This window comes from Paenibacillus tundrae (assembly GCF_030812775.1).
In the GTDB taxonomy this organism is placed as follows: domain Bacteria; phylum Bacillota; class Bacilli; order Paenibacillales; family Paenibacillaceae; genus Paenibacillus; species Paenibacillus tundrae_A.
Map to the genome: position 1 here is coordinate 148600 of NZ_JAUSTI010000011.1, position 15201 is coordinate 163800.

General features: G+C 46.2%; 10 protein-coding genes. 8 read left to right on the top strand and 2 right to left on the bottom strand.

Annotation, left to right across the window (positions count from 1 at the left end; translation table 11 throughout):
• Nucleotides 1–33 precede the first annotated feature (33 nt).
• The 4 genes from J2T19_RS19475 to J2T19_RS19490 all read left to right on the top strand — a co-directional run bounded on the left by J2T19_RS19475 (nucleotide 34) and on the right by J2T19_RS19490 (nucleotide 5201).
• The gene (locus tag J2T19_RS19475) at nucleotides 34–969 is read left to right on the top strand and encodes an ABC transporter ATP-binding protein (protein ID WP_307218624.1); all 936 of its coding nucleotides are present in this window, start codon (nucleotides 34–36) and stop codon (nucleotides 967–969) included.
• Between the two features lie 12 nt (nucleotides 970–981).
• Nucleotides 982–2175 (top strand): ABC transporter permease, encoded by a 1194-nt coding sequence (locus J2T19_RS19480; RefSeq protein WP_307218626.1) that lies wholly within the window; start codon nucleotides 982–984, stop codon nucleotides 2173–2175.
• Nucleotides 2168–3346 carry an ABC transporter permease gene (locus tag J2T19_RS19485; RefSeq protein ID WP_307218628.1) on the top strand — a complete coding sequence of 393 codons (1179 nt, stop codon included), beginning with the start codon at nucleotides 2168–2170 and terminating at the stop codon, nucleotides 3344–3346. Before J2T19_RS19480 ends, J2T19_RS19485 begins: the two co-directional genes overlap by 8 nt.
• A gap of 157 nt (nucleotides 3347–3503) precedes the next feature.
• Complete coding sequence (locus tag J2T19_RS19490) at nucleotides 3504–5201, top strand: molecular chaperone HscC (RefSeq protein WP_307218630.1); 1698 nt, start codon at nucleotides 3504–3506, stop codon at nucleotides 5199–5201.
• Between the two features lie 157 nt (nucleotides 5202–5358).
• On the opposite strand, the gene J2T19_RS19495 is transcribed toward J2T19_RS19490, so the two are convergent.
• Nucleotides 5359–6177, bottom strand: coding sequence for a flagellar motor protein MotB (locus J2T19_RS19495; RefSeq protein ID WP_307218632.1), 819 nt, complete (start codon nucleotides 6175–6177; stop codon nucleotides 5359–5361).
• A complete protein-coding gene (locus tag J2T19_RS19500) occupies nucleotides 6161–6958 on the bottom strand; it encodes a flagellar motor protein (protein WP_307218634.1) in 798 nt (265 codons plus the stop codon). Before J2T19_RS19500 ends, J2T19_RS19495 begins: the two co-directional genes overlap by 17 nt.
• 352 nt (nucleotides 6959–7310) lie before the next feature.
• On the opposite strand from J2T19_RS19500, the gene uvrB reads away from it, so the two are divergent.
• From uvrB to J2T19_RS19520, 4 genes are all read left to right on the top strand, one after another.
• Entirely contained in the window at nucleotides 7311–9302 is a 1992-nt protein-coding gene (uvrB, locus tag J2T19_RS19505; RefSeq protein ID WP_307218636.1) for an excinuclease ABC subunit UvrB, read from the top strand.
• Nucleotides 9303–10219: 917 nt separating this feature from the next.
• Nucleotides 10220–13078 (top strand): excinuclease ABC subunit UvrA, encoded by a 2859-nt coding sequence (gene uvrA / locus J2T19_RS19510; protein WP_307218638.1) that lies wholly within the window; start codon nucleotides 10220–10222, stop codon nucleotides 13076–13078.
• A gap of 444 nt (nucleotides 13079–13522) precedes the next feature.
• On the top strand, nucleotides 13523–13732 hold the full coding sequence (locus tag J2T19_RS19515) for a hypothetical protein (protein ID WP_056693600.1): 210 nt from the start codon (nucleotides 13523–13525) through the stop codon (nucleotides 13730–13732).
• Nucleotides 13733–14039: 307 nt separating this feature from the next.
• Entirely contained in the window at nucleotides 14040–15179 is a 1140-nt protein-coding gene (locus J2T19_RS19520; RefSeq protein WP_307218677.1) for a S1C family serine protease, read from the top strand.
• The last annotated feature ends 22 nt before the right edge of the window (nucleotides 15180–15201 follow it).

The following is a 15201-nucleotide window of genomic DNA, read 5'->3' on the forward strand; positions in this document are numbered from 1 at the left end:
AGGAAGCTAGAACGGGAGAAGGAGTGTGGGGATATGCCAATACTTGAAGTCGATCAGGTCGTCAAACGTTACGGCAACAAACTGTCGGTGGATCATCTGAATTTGAGCGTGAATAAAGGTGAGATTTTTGGATTATTAGGTCCGAATGGTGCGGGGAAAAGCACAACCATCAGTATGATCGCTGGGTTACTAAAAATGGATCAGGGCGAAATTCGCCTGGATGGCATCTCGGTTAAAGAACACCCACTTGATGTGAAGCGCAAGATCGGTTTGGTACCACAGGATCTGGCATTGTATGAAACGATGACCGCGGCGGATAACGTCACCTTCTTTGCTAGATTGTATGGATTACGCGGCAAGTTACTGAAGGAGAGGGTACAGGAGTCGCTGGAATTTGTAGGTTTGCAGGACAAAGCAAAAGAAGTACCCTCCACTTTCTCGGGTGGGATGAAACGTAGATTGAACATTGCATGTGCGATTATGCATCGACCAGATCTCATTATTATGGATGAACCGACGGTCGGCATAGATCCGCAATCTCGCAATCATATTTTGGAGTCAGTGCGAACGCTGAACAATATGGGATCTACCATTATCTATACAAGTCATTACATGGAAGAAGTGGCTGCGATCAGTCACCGGGTGGCCATTATGGATCAAGGACATATCATCGCTTGTGGTACCGAGAAGGAATTAAGAGAACGCGTAGCATCAACGGAAAAAATCGTACTCACTGCCTCGGTCATTAATCCTGGTGCCATTGAGGAGATGAAACTTCATCCTCGTGTGAAGAATGTGGAAGTTGTTGACGACACCATTACCATTACAGTGCCTTCGGCGCAGCAGGATATGCAGGATATGCTTTTTATCTGTAACAAACATGACTTAGCTATTCAGTCCCTTCAAGTCGAAGAGCCTGATCTGGAAACATTGTTCCTTAATCTGACCGGACGTACGCTTCGAGACTAAGGAGGGTTTCAGATGAATATGTGGCATATATGTGCTTTTGAGCTTAGGCGTATTCTGAAAATACGAACCGTATTACTGAATCTATTTATACTCCCATTACTCCTGATCTTTATATTAGGTACAGCCCTTTCAGGAACGATGGGATCGGGTGAAGATGCTGTAATTAAACCAGTTCGAGTGGGCATCATTCAGTCTACAGAAGCAACGAAAGCTTCCGTTGTAGAAGACGCTCTGCAGACCTTCTTGACCTCGCCAGCGGTGTCAGACATGTTGAAGGTAAGAGATCTGGCAACAGAAGAAGACGCCGTAAGTGCTCTTAGGCAGGGGGAATTGGATTTTGCTGTAATCCTCCCAAGTGGTCTACAGGATCAGCTTGTGGCAGGTAAAGGCGCAGAATTGCAGTGGATATTGGGCAAAGACAACACGCTTAATGTTGTAGGGCAGACTGTATTTACACGGTTCACGGATGAACTGAACAGACAGGTCGCCATTGCAAAAGTGCTTGGTCCAGAAGTGGTCGCAGCGATGGCATCTGTGCCAAATACGGACCTGACAGAAGAGCCTACCTATATCACCACGAGTAGTCCGGGTAAGGCAGGCAATTCTTACAGTGCATCACAATATTACGCGGCCTCAATGCTGGCTATGTTTATGCTCTACTCTGGCATGACAACGATTAATAGTTTGTTCTCCGAAAAGGACAAAAGAACGTTGATTCGGCTTCAGGCGGCACCAGTAGGGAATGGTATCATCTTTGCCGGAAAAATTGCAGGCAATAGCCTACTTGCCTTTATGCAAGCCATCATTATTATCGTCATGACCTATTGGTTGTACGGCGTGAATTGGGGGAACCATCCTTGGTTGATCATCCTGATCTGTGTGTTGATTACAATCGCTTCGATGACGATTGGCATTATCGTTGCCCTAGTTAGCAAAAATGCGACATCTGCAAGTGGGATGATGCAAGCCATTATTATTGCAATGACATTCATCAGTGGTGGTTTCACACCGATTGCCGTTGATTTGGTAAACCGCATAAGCGAATTTACAGTTAATCACTGGGCACTACAGAGCTTCTTGCGAATGATGCTGGATTCTCCTGTGAGCGAGATTATGCACAATATCGTCATGCTTGGTGTCGTTTGCGCCGTTCTGCTTCTAATCGCAGGTGTAATCTACAGAAAGGTAGGGTACCGCTATGAATAGTCTACATATCGCCTGGCTTATGATTAGACGAACGTTGGGGCGTAAACGAGGGGTCATTACGTTTCTGCTACTGCCTTGTTTAGTTGTGACAGGTACGGTATTTCTATTTGGCAATGAGCAGGCAAATCGAGCGATCATTCCGTATGTCAATGAGGATCAAGGTGTAGCTGGTGAATGGATCATAAGCGAGCTTGGTCATAAAGAGGAGTACTTACTCAAGCCGATGGGTACAGAAGCTGAAGTGAAGGAAGCTATTGCCCGGCAAGAGGGAAGCACAGGACTTGTTATTCCGCCGCAGTACACAGAGAATCTGTTGCTTGGGAAGCAAGCGCCATTGGAACTGATTGAAATGCGTGTGAGTGAAGAATCCTACACATTCAGAGCTGCCGTAGATGGGATGACCGTGGGGTTGAATCAATTGGCATCAGCCGTACACGCCGGAACAGGTGAAGTTTCGGATATGACGTCAAACTCACAGAAGAATCAAAAGAAATTGGAACAGCTACTACAGGAAACAGATAAATCCGCTATCACAGGCACAGCTGTTGACCTACAGATCTATCCGAAGCCGGGCCTAAATAATGTGACTGGATTTACGATTATGTTTATGATGGGTTTATTGACAAGCGCTGTATCCGTTATTCTGGAAGATCGCAGACAGTTAACGATGGCCCGGGTATATACAGCTCCAGTACGATCTTATGAAATTGCAGTCGGCAATTTCTTGGGGAGTTTTATCATCGGTATCATTCAAATTGTTCTCGTTTTAGGCATTAGCCGATGGGTGTTGCATTATGATGCTGGCCTTTCATTTGGTGTACATTTCCTCATTCTGGCTGCATTTATGTTAGTCTCCATGGGAATTGCGAGTACTGTTGCTGGATTGATCCGTGAATCCAAAAATGCAAACATGTTAAATTCGCTTATCATCACACCAACTTGTATGATCGGTGGGTGCTTCTGGCCACTCTCGATTATGCCTGAATATATGCAGAAGATTGCCAACTTTGTTCCGCAAAAGTGGACGATTCAAGCTGTGGAGACGATCTCCGCTGGAGGCACGTTGTCTGATATCCAGCTCCCTCTACTGATTTTGTTTGGTATGGCAGCTATTCTACTTGCTGTTGGTTCAGTCATCTTGCGCCCTAGCGAGCGCGGTATGGATGCATAATAACGTTGAGTGTGTAGAAACCGGATGTGTAAGTGAGCATTCGGTTTTTTTATTTTGGTGGACGAATGAAGTTATGCCTATGCGCTAGCTATCGATTATGATAGATTGTTCGATAGAGTCACAAGTAGAAGTTGAGAAGAGAGAAGGTACAAACAACATGACAATCATAGGTATTGATCTAGGAACAACGAATAGTTTAGTATCTTGCTGGGTTCATGGGGAGCCTCAGATTATCCCGAATGCGCTCGGCAATCGCTTGACACCTTCGGTGGTAAGTGTGGATGAGAATGAGGAGATTGTAGTAGGTGAGATTGCGAGAGAACGTTTGATTACACATCCGGAGAGAACAGCTTCTGTATTCAAAAGATACATGGGTACCGGACGGACGTTTGAGCTGGGTACATATCAATTTTTGCCGGAAGAACTATCTGCGTTCATCTTGAAATCACTCAAGGCAGATGCGGAGGCGTATCTCGGAGAGACGGTAACTGAGGCTGTGATTAGTGTACCGGCTTATTTCAATGATGCACAGCGTAAAGCGACGAAGCATGCAGGGCAATTAGCGGGGCTAAAAGTGGAACGTTTGCTTAGCGAACCAACCGCCGCAGCTATTGCCTATGGTTTACATCAACATGAACCGGAAACCAAGTTTCTGGTATTTGATCTAGGAGGCGGTACGTTTGATGTATCCGTACTGGAATTATTTGATCAGATCATGGAAGTGAAATCTGTCGCTGGAGATAACTTTCTTGGGGGCGAAGATTTTACACGTTTGCTCGCAGAATTGTTTACTGATAGCCACCAAATTGAGCAAGATCGCTTATCTGCAAAAGAACAATCAGCACTCTGGAAGCAAGCGGAGCGTTGCAAACAGGACTTGAGCCATGTTCGTGAAGGCAAGATGATGCTGACACTTGAAGAGGGAGTGAAGGAGCTGGTTGTGGATCGTGCGCGTTTTGATCTGGCGGCCAAGCCACTGTTAGCCCGTTTACAGAAGCCTGTCGAACGTGCGTTACGTGATGCATCCGTTAAGCTGAGTGAACTGGATGCTGTGATCCTTGTTGGAGGAGCAACACGCATGCCACTGATCTATTCGTTTACAGGCAAACTGTTCAGCAGGCTGCCTGCAAACCATTTACATCCAGATGAAGCAGTAGCGCTGGGTGTCGGTATTCAGGCTGCGATGAAGGAACGACATCAAGACCTGGAGGAAGTTATTTTAACAGATGTATGTCCCTATACGCTGGGAACTTCCGTCTCCGTGCGATTGGACAATGGACGGTTTGAATCAGGCATGTTCTCGCCGATCATAGAACGTAACACGGTTATCCCTGTAAGCAAAATGGAACGTTATTATACGCTGCATCATCATCAGACATCCATCACCGTTGACATTTACCAAGGAGAGAGCCGGCTAGCTAAAAATAATGTGAAGTTAGGCGAGTTACCCATAAACGTGCCACCTGCTCCAGCTGGGGAACAAGCAATCGACGTTCGTTTTACATATGACATCAACGGAATTCTAGAAGTGGAGGTCTCCTCTGTTGAGACTGGTGAGAAGAAGATGGCCATTATCCAAGGTAAGGACAATGATCTGTCCCAAGAGGAGATTGCCGAGCGTTTCAAAGCATTGGAAGCAATCAAAATTCACCCACGTGATCGGATGGAGAACCGTCTGCTGTTAGCTCGCGGTGAACGCATGTATGAAGAATCGTTAGCTGAACAGCGATTGATGATTGCCGAGGTCATGCTGTGGTTCGAAGAGACGCTTAAACGTCAGGATGATCGTGAAATTAAGAAAGAAGCGCTGAAACTCAAAGAAGTTTTGGATGAAATCGAACGTGTTCGAGAGTGATACAGAAGTTAAATGAAATAATTAATATAAGATAGATTAAATCAATACGAAGAAGGCACGTCCAGTTTGAATGAATTCAACTTGAACGTGCCTTTTTGAATCCTTTTTTGTACGATTAATCGTTGTACTTAAGGAATGGACAATGCAATGCAGAGAGTTATGGTTGTAATTGTCGTAGCACCGTAATTTCTACGCGGCGATTCTTCTGACGGCCAGCCTCGGTGGAGTTATCTCCAGTAGGGCGTGTATCTGCATATCCAGCATATTGGAAGCCGTCGGGGTTCAGCTTTTCTTGGTCTAGGAAAAATCGAAGGATGGATAAGGCACGTTCACCGGACAACTGCCAGTTATCCTTATAGGAAGAGTTAGTTCCAATAGGCACGTTATCGGTATGACCTTCGATGCTAACCACTGTGTTCAGGTTACGGAATAGACTTGCAAGTTTGCTAAGTATGGGTGCAGCATTATCTTTCAGTGCGGCCTGTCCTTGATCAAATAGAAAACGATCACTTAGCGTAATGGAAATGCCTTGCGGTTTGTCCGCCACAAAGATCTGATCATTAAGACTGTTGTCCTCGATATATTGTGTAATCGTATTAAATAAATTTTGCAGCTCTTCTTCCTGTGATCTGAATTGCTTCTCCCTCTCAGTGAGCGGCTGGTTATCATCATCAGTAACATCCGGTTCCGTATCTGAATCTGTAGGATTCTGTTCTTCATTGTCGGGTGGAGTAGGTTTTGTAATCGTTTCGCCTACAATGCCACTACCACCTTCAAGTATGGAGTTCGATTGATTAAACGTATTTTGCAGCGATTGTGTCACAACGTTATATTTACCGGAATCCGGATTACTCATCGCGTACATAATGACAAAGAAGATCAGTAGAAGGGTAATGAGATCAGCATAAGTAATCATCCAACGATCCCGATGTTCACCAGGCTCACGTTTAGCGCGCCATTTACTGCGCCGACTCATCGAACCCCTCCTTTAGTACAGGTTGCGTGATCTGGCGATGTGTCAATGTAAATGATTCTAGGCGTTTGCGGACAAGTTGAGGATTCTCCCCATTTTGGATAGCAAGTACACCTTCAAGTATCATTTCCATAAGTTGTATGTCTTCCGCACCGCGGGATTTAATCTTGGAAGCGATGGGTAAAAAGATTAGATTGGCGCTAGCTACACCATATAAAGTAGCTGTGAAGGCAACAGCGATGGCAGGCCCAAGTCCCGTCGGATCAGTTAGACTTCCTAGTACTTGAATTAGACCCATTACGGTACCGATGATCCCCATCGTCGGTGCATAACCACCAGCAGCTTCAAAAATTTTGGCGTACCCATCATGTTTTTGTTCAACAGAATCAATCTCCATCTCCATGATCTGCCGAATGACATCTTGATCGGTACCGTCCACAACCATTTGAATGCCGTCTCTTAAAAATGGATGTGGGTGATCCGTTACTTTCCGTTCTAATGCGAGCACGCCTGAGCGGCGGGCGATGGTTGACATGTCCACCAGTTCTTCGACCCACTGGCTTGACTCGTTGTTTTTGCGTCCAAAGGCCATGCGCAGTGCAGCCGGAATTGTACGTAACCGGTTTGCAGGGAAGCTGGCAACGACCGCAGCGATGGTTCCACCAAATACAATTAATGCAGCTGTTTTTTGTAACAACCCTGAAACTTGGCCGCCTTCCCACAAAAAACCGCCGATGACTGCGGCAATCCCGGCAATGATGCCGATAAGTGTCGCAATATCCATAAATTAACCCACTCCTGTCTTCACTTCACGTTTGCATCACTTGAACGAACGAGGTATAATCTAACGGGAACAAATATTCCTATGCCTATAAGTTTTCCCATATGAAAATTCGGGGAACTTCGACAATATATAAGTGTGTGTTCAAAAAGGTCGGTTTTCAGTACCAAGAAGATGGGATGAAGCTAGAAATGGAGTAGCGGAGCGTAGGAAAACTACGTGAGCAACGGACATTTCGGCTGAATTCCATATTCGAAGCTGATGATGCCGCTAGGCATCGATCGTAATCAAAAGCGGACTTTTTGAACAACCTCTATAGTGACTATTATTTTAGACGATAGGGTGAGATACGGCAATGAGCGATATTGTAATGAGCGACAAAACGTTCGAAATCGAGTCTGAGTTTTCTCCCCAAGGTGACCAGCCTGCAGCCATTGAACAATTGGTTCAGGGTGTTCGGGAAGGAAAGAGGTATCAGACACTACTGGGTGCAACCGGTACAGGTAAGACATTTACCATTGCACAAACCATTTCGAAGCTTCAACGTCCAACGCTGATTATTGCCCACAATAAAACGTTGGCAGCTCAGCTTGCGAGTGAATTCAAAGAATTCTTTCCTAATAATATGGTTGAGTATTTCGTCAGCTATTATGACTACTTCCAGCCGGAGGCGTACATTCCGTCATCGGATACGTATATCGAGAAGGATTCCAGCATCAATGAAGAGATCGACAAACTGCGTCACGCAGCGACCAGTTCGTTATTTGAACGTAGGGATGTCATCATTGTAGCCAGCGTGTCCTGTATTTATGGTTTGGGTTCACCGTCTGCTTACTCCAGCATGTTATTGTCATTGCGGGTAGGTATGGAGAAGCCACGTAATCAGATTTTGTCTCGTTTGGTAGAAATACAGTATCAGCGGAATGATATCAACTTTGTAAGGGGGACGTTCCGTGTACGTGGTGATGTCATTGAGATCTTCCCAGCCTCTAAGGGTGAACATGCGATTCGCGTCGAGTTGTTTGGGGATGAGATTGAGAAGATTACCGAGATTGATGTATTGACCGGAGAACTAGTAGGAGAACGTGAACATATTGCGATCTTCCCAGCATCTCACTTCGTAACCCAAGAAGAGACGATGCGGGTGGCTTTGGTCAACATCGAACGTGAGCTTGAAGAACGTCTTGAAGTACTCCGTGAACAAGGAAAGTTGTTGGAAGCACAGCGACTGGAACAACGTACACGTTATGATATTGAAATGATGAAGGAAGTGGGCTTTTGTTCAGGAATTGAGAACTATTCCGGGCCACTGACCTTCCGTGAACGTGGAGATACACCATATACACTGATGGATTATTTTCCAGATGACATGCTGATCGTGGTGGATGAGTCTCACGTAACGTTGCCACAGATTCGCGCAATGTATAACGGTGACCAAGCGAGAAAAACGGTTCTGGTTGAACACGGATTCCGGTTGCCATCTGCGCTTGATAATCGTCCGCTCAAATTCGATGAGTTTGAAGAGAAGATGAATCAGATTATCTATGTATCGGCTACACCAGGGCCATATGAGATTGAGCATACCGATACGATGGTACAGCAGATCATTCGTCCTACCGGTCTACTTGATCCAATTATCGAGCTGCGCCCAACGAAGGGACAGATCGATGATCTGATTGCAGAGATCAATGACCGCATTGCCAAAGACGAACGTGTGTTAATCACGACGTTGACGAAGAAGATGTCGGAGGATCTAACTGACTATCTGAAAGAGATTGGTATTAAGGTACGATATCTTCACTCCGAGATTAAGACACTAGAGCGGATGTCGATTTTGCGTGATCTAAGGCTTGGAACGTTCCATGTCTTAATCGGGATCAACTTGCTGCGGGAAGGTTTGGATCTACCTGAGGTATCGTTGGTTGCGATTCTGGATGCGGATAAGGAAGGATTCCTTCGTTCAGAGCGTTCACTGATTCAGACCATTGGACGGGCGGCGCGGAACAGTGATGGTCGAGTTATTCTCTATGGTGATAAAGTGACGGATTCGATGGATAAGGCGATCAAGGAGACGGAACGTCGTCGTGAAATCCAGATGGCCTACAATGAGAAACATGGCATTACACCACAGACGATTCGCAAAAAGGTACGTGATGTGATTGAGGCAACAAAGGTTGCCGAATCGAAGAACGAATTTCTTACTGGCGCTGCAGAGAAGATGTCCAAGAAGGAACGTCAGTCTCTTATACAGCGCCTAGAAGTAGAGATGAAAGAAGCAGCGAAAAACTTGCAGTTTGAGCGTGCTGCTGAGCTTCGTGACGCATTGTTGGAACTGCGCGCAGAGTAGGCGATTGAACAATAATGCAACAATTACAGATATGTCCGAAAAGATGGATCTGCAACAAGAGAACGGCCTATGGGCCGTTCTCTTGTTCAGTAAGGAAAATAGTATGGATTGCCGATAAATAGACATGTTGGAATGTTCTCTTCACGGCTATACTAGTAGAAAAGTTGAATTTGGTTAAAAGGTTTATAGGAAAGCATATGGAAATCATGCGTCCCGATCGTAGAAAGGGAGCCGAGCCAGAGGCAATGGCGACCTACCGCGAACAAGGCAGAGCCGCGAGCATCCCGGTAGTAAGGAAGCCGAGCCAGAGGCAATGGCGACCTACCGCGAACAAGGCAAAGCCGTGAGCGTCCCGGTAGTAAAGGAAGCCGAGCCAGAGGCAATGGCGACCTACCGCGAGCGAGGCAATGCCGTGAGCGTCCTGGTAGTAGAGGGAGCCGAGCCAGAGGCAATGGCGACCTACCGCGAGCGAGGCAAAGCCGTGAGCGTCCCGGTAGTAGAGGGAGCCGAGCCAGAGGCAATGGCGACCTACCGCGAGCGAGGCAAAGCCGTGAGCGTCCCGGTAGTAAGGGAGCCGAGCCAGAGGCAATGGCGACCTACCGCGAGCGAGGCAAAGCCGTGAGCGTCCCGGTAGTAAAGGGAGCCGAGCCAGAGGCAATGGCGACTTACCGCGAGCGAGGCAAAGCCGTGAGCGTCCCCTCACAGTAGAGCGACTGCATTAGATTCCGGCAATAGGCTGGAATCTAGTGCAGAATCGCGGGCGCACGATATACCTTCACATAGCAAGACCCGACCAACCGCCAATGCACCGCTTGTTTCGGGTGTCCAGAGGGCTGAGCCCTATGGGGCCCTCCCTAGGAAGGGAGGGTTTGGGAGGGTGTGAAACACGATATTGATTTTGAAAGGGTGGATACACATTGGCTAGCGAGAATATTGTCATTAAAGGTGCACGAGCACATAACCTAAAGAACATTGATATTACCATTCCGCGTGACCGTTTTGTTGTATTGACGGGTCTGAGCGGCTCAGGCAAGTCCTCGCTGGCTTTTGATACGATCTATGCAGAAGGTCAGCGGCGATATGTAGAGTCATTATCCGCTTATGCACGGCAGTTTCTAGGACAAATGGAGAAACCAGATGTGGATTCCATTGAAGGCCTCTCCCCAGCGATTTCGATAGACCAGAAAACGACTAGCCGTAATCCGCGTTCAACCGTGGGAACGGTAACCGAAATTTATGACTATTTACGTCTATTATTTGCACGTGTAGGACATCCCCACTGCCCGGATCACGGTGTAGAAATTACATCGCAGACGGTAGAGCAGATGGTCGATCGTGTCATGCAGTATCCGGAAAGAACTCGATTGCAGATTTTGGCACCGATTATCTCTGGACGGAAAGGCGAGCATAAGAGTGTATTTGCCGATATATCCAAACAAGGATTTGTCCGTGTACGGGTAAATGGCGAGATGCGTGAACTGTCTGAAGATATCCAGTTGGAGAAAAATAAGAAACATACGATTGAAGTTGTCGTTGACCGGGTTGTTATCAAGGAGGATGTCCAGTCACGTCTTGCAGACTCCATTGAAACGGCACTGAATCTGTCTGGTGGACAATTGCTCGTTGATATCATCGGAGAGGAAGAACTCCGTTTCAGCTCTAATTTTGCATGTCCAGTGTGTGGATTCAGTATTGAAGAGCTCGCACCACGAATGTTCTCTTTCAACAGCCCGTTTGGAGCTTGTCCTGAATGTGATGGACTTGGTGTGAAAATGATCGTTGACCCGGATCTGCTAGTGCCTGATCGGAGTAAAACGATTGAAGAGGGCGCATTTGACGCATGGACAGGAGGAACGTCAACGTACTATCCTCAGTTCTTGAAATCAGTATGTGAACATTTCAACATCCCGCAGGATGTACCTGTTGAAGATCTTCCAGCCGATCAGATGAACAAGTTGCTGCTTGGTACAGGTACAGAGAAAATCCGGTTCCGTTATGAGAATGATTTTGGACAACGCAAAGAAGCGCTGGTGACCTTTGAGGGTATCGTGAACAATTTGGAGCGGCGCTATCGTGAAACGGCATCTGAGGGCATCCGTGAATTCATTGAAGGGTATATGAGCGCCAAGCCTTGTGGTACATGTAAAGGACATCGTTTGAAACGTGAAAGTCTGGCGGTCACAATTAACGACCATAACATGGCCTATGTAACGAGCCTCTCTATAGGAGAAGCGGGTAAATTCTTTGAAACGTTGGATCTGAGTGAGAAGGAACGCGCTATTGCGAACCTGATTCTCAAAGAAATTAATAGCCGTCTGGGCTTCCTAGTCAATGTCGGTCTGGATTACCTGACCCTGAGCCGTGCTGCCGGAACGTTATCTGGTGGTGAAGCGCAGCGGATCAGATTGGCGACACAGATTGGTTCTAGCCTGATGGGCGTGCTCTATATTCTAGATGAGCCGAGTATCGGTCTGCATCAACGGGATAATGATCGTTTGATCAGTACGTTGGCTCATATGAGAGACATCGGCAATACGTTAATCGTAGTTGAGCATGATGAAGACACAATGATGGCAGCCGACTATATTATTGATATTGGTCCTGGCGCAGGTATCCACGGAGGTACCGTAATGTCGCAGGGTACACCAGAAGAGATCATGAATGACGAGAACTCGTTAACGGGTCAATACCTGAGTGGACGGAAGTTCATTCCGATACGTGCGGAACGCCGCAGCGTAGGTGATCGTTGGTTGGAAGTACGCGGCGCCAAGGAAAATAACCTGAAGAACCTGAATGTGAAAATCCCAGTTGGTGTGTTCACCGCCGTAACGGGTGTATCTGGATCAGGAAAATCGACACTGATTAATGAAATTTTGTACAAAACATTGGCGCGTGATCTGAATCGTGCTCGTGTACGTCCTGGGCAACATAAAGAGATCCGTGGTCTGGAACATATTGATAAAGTCATCGATATTGACCAGTCGCCAATCGGTCGTACACCGCGATCCAATGCGGCTACGTATACTGGAGTGTTTGATGACATTCGGGATTTGTTTGCGCAAACGAACGAAGCCAAGATGCGTGGTTACAAAAAAGGTCGCTTCAGTTTCAACATCAAAGGTGGGCGCTGTGAAGCTTGCCGGGGTGATGGAATTATCAAGATTGAGATGCACTTCTTGCCGGACGTATACGTTCCTTGTGAAGTCTGCAAAGGCAAACGTTATAACCGTGAGACGCTCGAAGTGAAGTACAAATCCAAAAACATCGCTGACGTACTCGAAATGACTGTCGAGGATGCAACCCAATTCTTCGAGAACATTCCGAAAATCCATCGCAAAATGCAGACACTGCTTGATGTAGGTTTGGGTTATATCAATTTAGGACAACCGGCAACAACCTTGTCCGGTGGTGAAGCTCAACGGGTGAAGCTTGCCTCTGAGCTGTATCGTCGCAGTACAGGCAAGACCATTTATATCTTGGACGAGCCAACGACAGGACTGCATGTCGACGATATTGACCGGTTGCTAAACGTATTGCACCGATTGGTTGATTCCGGTGAGACCGTGCTGGTTATCGAGCACAATCTGGATGTAATCAAAACAGCTGACTATATTGTTGATCTGGGGCCAGAAGGCGGCAGTGGCGGCGGAACGATCGTGGCAACCGGAACACCAGAGGATATTATACAAGTAGAGGCATCTTATACAGGTAAGTACCTGAAACCTGTTTTGGTGCGGGATACAGAGCGAAGCAAGATGCTTCAGTTAACAGAATAACCAGATACCATAGAGTTGATCAGTTAGGAACCTTCTTAGGTGAACGTGGTGAGGCATTGCTTATACAGCGATGCTTCACCACGTTCAATAGGGAGGTTTTTTTGGTATATGGATTGAATAGATCTATGAGACGTACCTTTAAACATTTACATGAGAATGTAGAATAGAATTATAATCTCGACTTATAATGAAAGTGTTTACATATGTGATGTGACAAGCATTATAGACATACCTAGATGAATTGGATTTTTTTCATTTTTATGGATGATAGGGCTTGCATTACAAGCAGGCTACGGCTAACATAGAGTTAGATATTTGGGCAGGAGTTAGCTTTTTGTATGGATTCACAAGTGCATTGAAGCGTTTCAGGTACGGGATTGAATGTTGTGTATAAGGACGTTGCCAAAATGTGTGTTTAATTATGGTGAGGAGGTCTGTCTATCCATGTTGCTTGCAGAAGCTGCCACAGCGAGTACATCGAATTTTAATGCATTTGATATCTTTGTCCTGTTGTTTACGATTATTATCTTTATAGGCGTTGTGCGATTGATTCGGGCACCTAAGAAGAATTTGTTTGCGATCGGGTTTGCAGTGGTCAGTTTGCTTGTTTTCTTGATGACGGACTATGCCATGATTACGGGATGGTTCAATTAGTTAGGTTACAGATTAACGTAGTTGGTGTATAGCAATGAGAATACAGACGAAGCACTTTCCAGAGCTAATGGTGGAAGGTGTTTTTTTATTGGATCGGGATCAGCATAGTGGGATGAACTTTCTATGATAGATAGAACGCAGAACAATTGTATAACCATAATTTGTGTGATAGATTGGAGGATACTGACAGAAGAAGGTAGAGAGAAGAGAGTAAGAGATTAGGCTACATAACCGAATAACAGAGGATAGACCGAAAGGGATGAGGGAGAGAATGAACGGGTTAGCGAGAAAAACTATAGCGATGATGATGACAATGGTGCTTTCCATCAGCGTGGCAACAGCGGCAGGAGCAGCGGAGTCTACGGCAGGGGCTGGCATGAAAGCCAAAGTAGTTGATGGACAAGTGTATGTCAGTTCTGCGGACTTGGTTAAGGTACTGGGGGGGAGCGGTCAATATGATGCGAAGACAGGCACCTACCTTTATAAAGGAAATGAGATGATCCCAAAAATCATTGAAAGGGTGTCTCCATCCGTTGTGAGCATTATTGGAAAAGCAAATGACGAACATGGCGACGCATCCTCGGATGAATATGATCTTGCGCATGGGACAGGCGTGATTATCCGTTCGAATGGATGGATTGTAACGAATGCACATGTCGTTGAAGATTTAAATAATCCACTCGTTGTGACATCTGATGGCAATACATACAATATTACCAAAACATACAGTGATCTAATCAGTGATATTGCACTCATTAAAATTAATGCCAAATCGCTCAAACCGGCAACATTCGCCAAAGCGCCAAAGACCTCCGTCGGAGAGACGGTGATTGCGATTGGGACACCAGTTACATTTGCCTTGCGGAACACAGCAACGGTGGGTGTGATTAGTGGACTTAACCGCGAAGTGGAAGAAGCGAACTATCGTTTAATTCAGACCGATGCAGCCATTAACCCAGGTAACAGCGGTGGGCCGTTGATCAATTTGAAGGGCGAAGTTATCGGGATTAACTCGATGAAATATACAGAAATCGGCATAGATAACACGGGATTCTCGATCCCGGTGGAGACGGTGCAATATGTGATCGATCAGTATTTCAAATACGGTAAGGTGAAACGCGCAAGTCTTGGACTACTGCTGGAGGAAAGCTGGTCTAGTATCGTAGGAATGCCTACGAATGAACCTTTAACAGTAAATGGCGTGTTCTCCAATGCAGCGAAGAAAGCCAAAATCCAAGAGGGTGACCTATTATATAGTATCGGAGGCACACGTGTATCTTCGCCGGCTGATATTAATGAGCTGCTCAAAGCGTATTTACCAGGGCAAAAAGTGAAACTGATGATGCAATCGGATGGTGACATCGTTATACGTACGTTGGTACTTGGAGATCGAGCAGATTTCGAGGCTGAGATCGAAGCGTTTCTAACAGGGGATGAAGAACAATAACGACGGGAGCAGCCCGTAATGA